At 67.4% G+C, this 6,304-nt stretch carries 6 protein-coding genes; 4 read left to right on the plus strand and 2 right to left on the minus strand.

Features of this window, described 5'->3' with window-relative positions; all coding sequences use genetic code 11:
- Window positions 1-43: 43 nt before the first annotated feature.
- The 3 genes from gmk (at window position 44) to IAE24_RS26290 (ending at window position 3,264) form a co-directional block, all read left to right on the plus strand.
- Complete coding sequence (gene gmk / locus IAE24_RS26280) at window positions 44-673, plus strand: guanylate kinase (protein ID WP_013803794.1); 630 nt, start codon at window positions 44-46, stop codon at window positions 671-673.
- Between the two features lie 18 nt (window positions 674-691).
- The gene (gene rpoZ, locus IAE24_RS26285; protein ID WP_012203952.1) at window positions 692-895 is read left to right on the plus strand and encodes a DNA-directed RNA polymerase subunit omega; all 204 of its coding nucleotides are present in this window, start codon (window positions 692-694) and stop codon (window positions 893-895) included.
- Between the two features lie 101 nt (window positions 896-996).
- Window positions 997-3,264, plus strand: coding sequence for a RelA/SpoT family protein (locus tag IAE24_RS26290; RefSeq protein ID WP_012203951.1), 2,268 nt, complete (start codon window positions 997-999; stop codon window positions 3,262-3,264).
- A gap of 30 nt (window positions 3,265-3,294) precedes the next feature.
- On the opposite strand, the gene IAE24_RS26295 is transcribed toward IAE24_RS26290, so the two are convergent.
- On the minus strand, window positions 3,295-4,161 hold the full coding sequence (locus IAE24_RS26295) for an NAD-dependent protein deacetylase (protein WP_199962501.1): 867 nt from the start codon (window positions 4,159-4,161) through the stop codon (window positions 3,295-3,297).
- Window positions 4,162-4,247: 86 nt separating this feature from the next.
- Between IAE24_RS26295 and IAE24_RS26300 the strand changes: the two genes are divergently transcribed.
- The gene (locus IAE24_RS26300; RefSeq protein ID WP_199962500.1) at window positions 4,248-5,609 is read left to right on the plus strand and encodes a lytic murein transglycosylase; all 1,362 of its coding nucleotides are present in this window, start codon (window positions 4,248-4,250) and stop codon (window positions 5,607-5,609) included.
- Between the two features lie 4 nt (window positions 5,610-5,613).
- Here the strand turns inward: IAE24_RS26300 and greB are convergent, their stop codons facing one another.
- Window positions 5,614-6,180 carry a transcription elongation factor GreB gene (gene greB / locus IAE24_RS26305; RefSeq protein WP_013803797.1) on the minus strand — a complete coding sequence of 189 codons (567 nt, stop codon included), beginning with the start codon at window positions 6,178-6,180 and terminating at the stop codon, window positions 5,614-5,616.
- Window positions 6,181-6,304 lie beyond the last annotated feature (124 nt).

The following is a 6,304-nucleotide window of genomic DNA, read 5'->3' on the forward strand; positions in this document are numbered from 1 at the left end:
CCCATCACAGATGCCCATGCGTAACCAAACTGCGCACAAATCCATGGATTACCCCGGAAACCTTTTTGTCGTCTCGGCCCCCAGCGGGGCCGGCAAGTCCAGCCTGGTGCGAGCCTTGCGCGAGTTCGATGCGCGCGTCTCGCCCTCCGTCTCCCACACCACCCGCGCGCCGCGTGGGCAGGAAAAGCACGGCCGCGAGTACTACTTCGTCTCCGACCAGGAATTCGACACCATGGTGTCGAACAACGCCTTCGTCGAATGGGCGAATGTGCACAGCCGCCGCTACGGCACGGCCAAGAAGGCGCTGGAAGAGCGCATCCAGGTCGGCACCGACGTGCTGCTGGAGATCGACTACCAGGGCGCGCTGCAGGTCAAGGAGGCGTTTCCGAACGCCGTTCTGATCTTCATCCTGCCGCCCAGCTGGGACGAGCTTCGCGCACGCCTGGAAAACCGGGGCGAGGATGCGCCCGAGGTGATCGAGCTGCGCCTGACGAACGCGGCCGAGGAGATGGCCCAGGTGGCGAAATTCGACTTCGTTATAATCAACGAATTGTTCGAGAGCGCACTGTTTGATCTCAAGACGATCATCCACGCCCAGCGCCTCAAGTATGCGGCTCAGCGCAGCCGCCGAGCAGAGACCTTCGAGTCTCTCAATATTTCTGTACCCAACTGACGTTTCCCGGAGATCCTGATGGCACGCATCACTGTTGAAGACTGCCTGGAGCAGATCCCTAACCGCTTCCAGCTCGTGTTGGCCGCCACTTACCGCGCCCGCATGCTGAGCCAGGGCCACACGCCCAGGATCGAAACCAAGAACAAGCCCGGTGTCACCGCCCTGCGCGAGATCGCCGAAGGCAAGGTCGGCCTGGAGATGCTGAAGAAGGTTCCGGGCTGATTTGCTGCAAAGCAACACAATGGCCCCACAAAGAGCACCGCACAGCGGTGCTTTTTTTACATGAAGCCTGCACAAACCCGCATGCACGCTACATTTAAGTCATGAAAGCGGCCTTGACTTCGTTCACAGCCCCCTCTGATCCCGTACCGACACCCCGGCCCGAGCGCATGTCTGCAGAGCAGGCAGCGAGCGTGTCGGCCAATGCCTTTGCCGGACTGATGGAGCACCTGGGTTACCTGGATGCCACCAGCATCGAGCAGGTGCGCGAAGCCTATGCCTTTGCCGACCTGGCCCACAGCGACCAGTGGCGCAGCAGCGGCGAACCCTACATCACCCATCCCATTGCCGTCACCGCGCTGTGCGCGAGCTGGAAGCTCGACGCGCCGGCCCTGATGGCCGCGCTGCTGCACGATGCGATGGAAGACTGCGGCGTCACCAAGGCGGACCTCGCCCAGCGCTTCGGCCAGGACGTGGCCGAGCTGGTCGACGGCCTCACCAAGCTGGACAAGCTGCAGTTCAACACGCGTGAGGAAAACCAGGCCGAGTCCTTCCGCAAGATGCTGCTGGCCATGGCGCGCGATGTGCGCGTCATCCTGATCAAGCTGGCCGACCGCACCCACAACATGCGCACCATGGGCGACATGCCGCGCAACAAGTGGGGCCGCATCTCGTCGGAGACGCTGGAGATCTACGCACCCATCGCCCACCGCCTGGGCCTGAACCAGACCTACCGCGAGCTGCAGGATCTGGCCTTCCGTCACCTGCACCCCTGGCGCTATGCCACGCTGGAAAAGGCCATCGCCCGCTCGCGCAAGCGTCGCCGCGACCTGGTCCAGCGCGTGCAGGACGAGGTCAATGCGGAGTTCGCCGGCGCAGGCCTGCAGGCACGCCTGGCCGGGCGCGAAAGCACGCTGTATTCGCTCTATCTGCGCATGGAGAAGAACCAGCTGAGCTTTGCCAAGGTGACGGACGTCTACGGGTTTCGCGTCATCCTGCCGCGCGTGATCGACTGCTACACCGCGCTGGGCGTGCTGCACCAGATGTACAAGCCCATGCCGGGCCGCTTCAAGGACTACATCGCCATTGCCAAGAACAATGGCTACCAGTCGCTGCACACCACGCTGGTGGGCCCCTCGGGCGTGAACATCGAGTTCCAGATCCGCACCGAGGAAATGCACATCGTCGCCGAAGCGGGCGTCGCCGCGCACTGGCTGTACAAGGCCCAGCCCGGCCACGATTCCGAGCAGCTGGGCACGCAGTGGCTGCAGTCGCTGCTGGACATCCAGAACGAGACGCGCGATGCGGCCGAGTTCTGGGACCACGTCAAGGTGGACCTGTTCCCCGACGCCGTCTACGTGTTCACGCCCAAGAGCGAGATCATGGCCATGCCGCGCGGCGCCACCGTGGTGGACTTCGCCTATGCCATCCACAGCAAGGTCGGCAACCACATGACGGCCGCGCGCATCAACAACGAGGAAGTGCCGCTGCGCACCGAACTCAAGAGCGGCGACGTGGTGCAGATCGTCACCTCCGAGGACGCCACGCCCAACCCGGCCTGGCTGGGCTTCGTGAAGACGGGCCGCGCGCGCTCCAAGATCCGCCACTACCTGAAGTCGGCCGCGCAAAGCGAATCGGCCCGCCTGGGCGAGAACCTGCTGGCCCAGGCCATGCGGGCCGAAGGCATGGATGCCGTGCCGCCGGCCGACGAGGCCAACCAGGCACTGTGGGACGAGGTGCTGCGCATGGCCGGCAGCCGCAGCCGCGCCGACCTGATGGTGGACATCGGCATGGGCCGGCGCATTGCGTCGCTGGTGGCCTCGCGCCTGACGGCGCTGATGGCGCGCCACGGCCACCGGCCCGACGCCCTGCTGCTCACACGCGAACGTTTCAACTCCAGCAACCGCCCCTTCCAGGGTGCCGTGCTGCTGGACGGCTCCAACCAGGGCTCCATCCACTACGCGCAATGCTGCCGTCCCGTGCCTGGCGACCCCATCGTGGGCTACCTGGGCAGCGGCGAAGGCCTGATCGTCCACCATGCGCAGTGCAAGATCGCGCAGCGCCTGCAGGAAAAGGACAGGGACCGCTTCATCGTGGTCGAGTGGGCCGATGACATGGATGCCGCGCGCCTGTTCGAAGCCCGCATCGTGGTCACCGTCAACAACGGCAAGGGCGTGCTCGCGCGCGTGGCGGCCGAGCTGGCCGGCGCCGAGGTGGACATCCTGCGCGTGGACATGGCCGACGAGGCGGCCATGAGCACCACGGACCTGTGCTTCGTGATCTCGGTGCACGACAACCAGCAGGTGGAGTCCGCGCTGCGCAACCTGCGCCGCGTGCACTCGGTGGTGCGCGCATCGCGCGTCATCCCCTGATGAACACTGCCCCGCTCCTGCGGGGCTTTTTCATTGCGCCAGGTCCTGGGCCAGCTGCTGCAGCAACGGGCCGCAGTCCTGCTCGATCTTGAGGGCCAGCAAATCCTCGGAGCGCATGCGGCCCTGGTTGATGGCCGCCACCGGCTTGCCCTGGGCCACGGCCTCATGCACAAAGCGCAGGCCTGAATACACCATCAGCGACGAACCGGCGACCAGCAGCCCGCCGGCCTGCTGCAGCATGGCGCGCACGGCCTGCACCCGCTGGCTGGGCACGCCTTCCCCGTAGAACACCACATCGGGCTTGAGCACGCCGCCGCAGTGCGGGCAGGCCGGCACGTCGAAGCGGCTGAAGTCGCGCTCCTCCAGATCGGCATCACCGTCGGGCGCGGCCTGGGCGCTCAGGCCGGCCCAGCCGGGGTTGCGCTCCAGCAGCATGGCCTGCAGCACGGCGCGCTCCATGCCGGCGCCGCAGCCCATGCAGCGCACGGCGGCGATGCGGCCGTGCAGGTCGATGACGCCATCGCTGCCCGCTGCCGTATGCAGGCCGTCCACATTCTGGGTGACCAGGCCTTCGATCCATCCGCGCCGCTGCAACTGCGCCAGTGCCGCGTGGGCCTGGCCGGGCCTGGCCTGCGCCATCACGGGCCAGCCCAGCAGGCTGCGCGCCCAATAGCGCTGGCGCGTGGCATGGCTGCCCATGAAGGCCTGCAGCGTCACTGGCTGAGGACGCTTCCACTGGCCTTCCAGATCCCGGTAGTCCGGAATGCCGGAGCCCGTGCTGCAGCCCGCGCCCGTCAGCACCAGCCAGCGCCGGCCGGGCGGCAGCAAGGCGCGCAGGGCCAGCGCGGCATCGTGCAGAACCGGGGATGGTGATGGCGGCGGAGCGGTGGCGGTCATGGCCGCACAGCATAGCGGCCCCGCACGCCCAATGCAGAAACACCGTGTTGCACTCCGAGCCGGGGCGCAGCGGAGACAATGGCCGGATGCACCACGCACACGCCACCGCCCAAGCCACAGCCCACGCCTTTCCCACCGCCCGCCATCCCGCCGCGCTCAACCGTGCCGCCCTGGCCACCGCTCTGGCCGCCGTGCTGCTGGCCGGCTGCGCGTCCCGGCCGGCGCCTGCGCCGGTCACAGTGCCGCCTTCCATGCCCGCCCCCACGGCGCCTGTCGCGCCCGTGCAGCCCGAACCGACCACCGCGCCGGATGCCGCCCAGCAGGCCGAGGCCACCAGCTTCGAAGCATGGAAGCGGGATTTCGCGCGCAAGGCGCTGGACGCCGGCATCTCGGAGAAAACCGTGCGCAGCGCGCTGGAGCCTGCCCGGCTGCAGCGCCGCGCGGTGCAGCTGGACCGCTCGCAGCCTGAATTCACGCGCACGCCCTGGCAGTACCTGGACAGCGCCGTATCGGCCCAGCGCATTGCCCAGGGCCGTGCCAAGCTGCGCGAAGCGGCTGCACCGCTGCAGTCGGCCAGCCAGCGCTATGGCGTGCCGGCCGAGGTGATCGCCGCCATCTGGGGCATGGAAAGCAATTTCGGCGGCAACTTCGGCAACTTCCCCACGGTCGATGCGCTGGCCACGCTGGCCTTTGACGGCCGGCGCGCCGCCTGGGCGCAAAAGGAGCTGCTTGCAGCCCTGCGCATCATCGACAACGGCGATATCGATGCGGCCCACATGATCGGCTCCTGGGCGGGTGCCATGGGCCACACGCAGTTCCTGCCCTCCGTGTTCCTGGCCTATGCGGTGGATGCCGATGGCGATGGCCGCCGCGACATCTGGGGCAGCCTGCCCGATGTGACGGCCTCCACGGCGAACTACCTGGCCCATTCGGGCTGGAAGACGGGCGAGCCCTGGGGCGTGGAAGTGCGCCTGCCGGCAGGCTTTGACCATGCACGCGCCGAGACCAGCGTGCGCCAGGACAGCGCGCAATGGGCGGCCGAAGGCGTGCAGGCCGTGGACGGCCCCGCCCTGCCCGCCATGGCCGATGCCAGCGTGATCGCACCGGCCGGCGCGCGCGGGCCGGCCTTCATGGTGGGAGCCAACTTCCGCACCATCCTGCGCTACAACAACTCCGTGAATTACGCGTTGGGCGTGGGCCTGCTGTCGCAGCAACTGGCCGGCGGCCCCGGCGTGCAGGCGGCCTGGCCGCGCGATCTGGCACCGCTGTCGCGCGAGCAGTTGCGCGCCTTGCAGGCCGCGCTCAACGAACGGGGATTTTCAGCCGGGACGGCCGATGGCGTGATGGGCCCGGCCACGCGCGCGGGCCTGCGCCAGTTCCAGCAAAGCCAGGGCCTGGTGGCCGACGGCTATCCCACGCTGGAGCTGCTGCAGAAACTGCAGCCCTGAACGCTCACCCGGCGGCGCTGCCCGGCTCCGGGTAGGTGACTTCCAGCACTTCCAGCGTGCGCACACCTGCGGGTGTGGGCAGGGCCACCTCGTCGCCCACACGGGCCTTGAGCAGGGCGCGCGAGACGGGTGCGATCCAGCTGACCTGCTGGCGTGCGCTGTCGGCCTCGTCGATGCCCATGATGGTGATGGTGCGCTCCTCGCCCTCGTCATCGACATAGGTCACGGTGGCGCCGAAGTAGATCTGCTCGCTGCCGGCATGCACGGAGGGATCGACCACCTCGGCGATCTCCAGCCGCTTGGTCAGAAAGCGGATGCGCCGGTCGATCTCGCGCAGGCGCTTCTTGCCGTAGAGATAGTCGCCGTTCTCGGAGCGGTCGCCATTGCTGGCCGCCCAGTGCACGATTTCCACGATGCGCGGGCGCTCGTTGTCGATCAGGTCCAGCAGCTCCGTCTTCAGCCGCGCGAAGCCCTGGGGCGTGATGTAGTTCTTGCCGCCCGGCGGCAAGGGCGGCAGGCCGACTTCATCATCGTCGTCGCCGTCGGATTCCTTGGTGAAAGCCTTGCTCATAGGGAGCCGATCTTCACACAGATCACCGCAGCAGGCGAAGACGCCGCACAAACCTCGACACCAACGGCGGCACAAACGAAAAAGCCTCAGAACTTTGCAGTTCTGAGGCTTGTCGTTTTGGTGC

It is taken from the genome of Delftia sp. S65, from assembly GCF_016516495.1.
GTDB lineage: Bacteria > Pseudomonadota > Gammaproteobacteria > Burkholderiales > Burkholderiaceae_C > Comamonas > Comamonas acidovorans.

Coding starts and splice junctions, on each gene's coding strand:
- gmk (WP_013803794.1), top strand. CDS start 44: ATGGATTACCCCGGAAACCTTTTTGTCGTCTCGGCCCCCAGCGGGGCC.
- rpoZ (WP_012203952.1), top strand. CDS start 692: ATGGCACGCATCACTGTTGAAGACTGCCTGGAGCAGATCCCTAACCGC.
- IAE24_RS26290 (WP_012203951.1), top strand. CDS start 997: ATGAAAGCGGCCTTGACTTCGTTCACAGCCCCCTCTGATCCCGTACCG.
- IAE24_RS26295 (WP_199962501.1), bottom strand. CDS start 4,161: ATGACCGCCACCGCTCCGCCGCCATCACCATCCCCGGTTCTGCACGAT.
- IAE24_RS26300 (WP_199962500.1), top strand. CDS start 4,248: ATGCACCACGCACACGCCACCGCCCAAGCCACAGCCCACGCCTTTCCC.
- greB (WP_013803797.1), bottom strand. CDS start 6,180: ATGAGCAAGGCTTTCACCAAGGAATCCGACGGCGACGACGATGATGAA.